This window comes from Mycolicibacterium agri, assembly GCF_002553505.1.
GTDB lineage: Bacteria > Actinomycetota > Actinomycetes > Mycobacteriales > Mycobacteriaceae > Mycobacterium > Mycobacterium agri.
In genome coordinates this window covers 1-796 of sequence record NZ_PDCP01000235.1, presented here as the reverse complement: position 1 = coordinate 796, position 796 = coordinate 1, and the positions used below count along the sequence as shown (strand labels likewise).

Sequence of the window (796 nt, the reverse complement as noted above, 5' to 3'; positions counted from 1 at the left end):
ATAACTGGCAATCCAGGTGGTCCCATCACCCTGGCAAAAATCAGGTCACACTGGTCCCATCCTCATGGCAGGCGACACTAAGAGCGGTTCAGGCGCAGGTACCGAAGGCTGTACTGATTGACGGTTTCCCTTTGGCGGATCGCAGTATCAACTACCAAAGCGATACCGCCGAACAGCCTTCCCTGATCGCCAATACGGTGGCGGCTAGGTGTCGTGACCCGGGAGGTTGTTGACGGCGTGGCTGCTTGAAATGGGGAGGACCTCCTGACGGAGTGGATGTGTCTGCATTCACCCATAGGAGGTCCTCGTGTCTCACGCTAACGCCCGTACCAACCTGTTCGCTCGTCGCCTATCGTCGAGCTGTCGCTGCTGGTTGGCCGCCCGCGCAGATGGCTGAACAGCTGGGTATTTCGCGGTCGACGGTGCACAAGTGGCTGCGCCGGTACGCCGAGGGTGGCGAGGCAGCATTGGCCGACCGGTCCTCGCGCCCGATCCGGATGCCTCAGCGCACCAGCACGCGGGTCGAGCAGAAAGTGCTGCCCGACGACAAAGACCTGCGCTGGATTCCTGCACCGAGCCCTGGCCTGGTTCGCCGCTCACGGTGTGCGCGTGCGGCGTCTGCTCACTGACAACGCGATGGTCTACCGGTACGGGACAAACTGGGCTGGGTGTGCTCGGCGTGGCCGGCTCAAACGCCGATTCATCCGACCCGGCTGCCCCTGTCGGCGGCAACTGAATACTGACCAGAGCGCGGCAACTGAATTTTGACCAGCTTCCTGGAGACCCTTGGCTCGGG

At 62.3% G+C, this 796-nt stretch carries 1 protein-coding gene; it reads left to right on the top strand.

Annotation, left to right across the window (positions count from 1 at the left end; translation table 11 throughout):
- Positions 1-389 precede the first annotated feature (389 nt).
- Positions 390-629: a helix-turn-helix domain-containing protein gene (locus CQY20_RS35100; protein WP_163700888.1), complete on the top strand. Its 240-nt coding sequence runs from the start codon at positions 390-392 to the stop codon at positions 627-629.
- Positions 630-796: the final 167 nt, after the last annotated feature.

Bases quoted from the DNA above. Each gene is read 5' to 3' on its own strand.
- CQY20_RS35100 (WP_163700888.1), top strand. From the start codon at position 390: ATGGCTGAACAGCTGGGTATTTCGCGGTCGACGGTGCACAAGTGGCTG.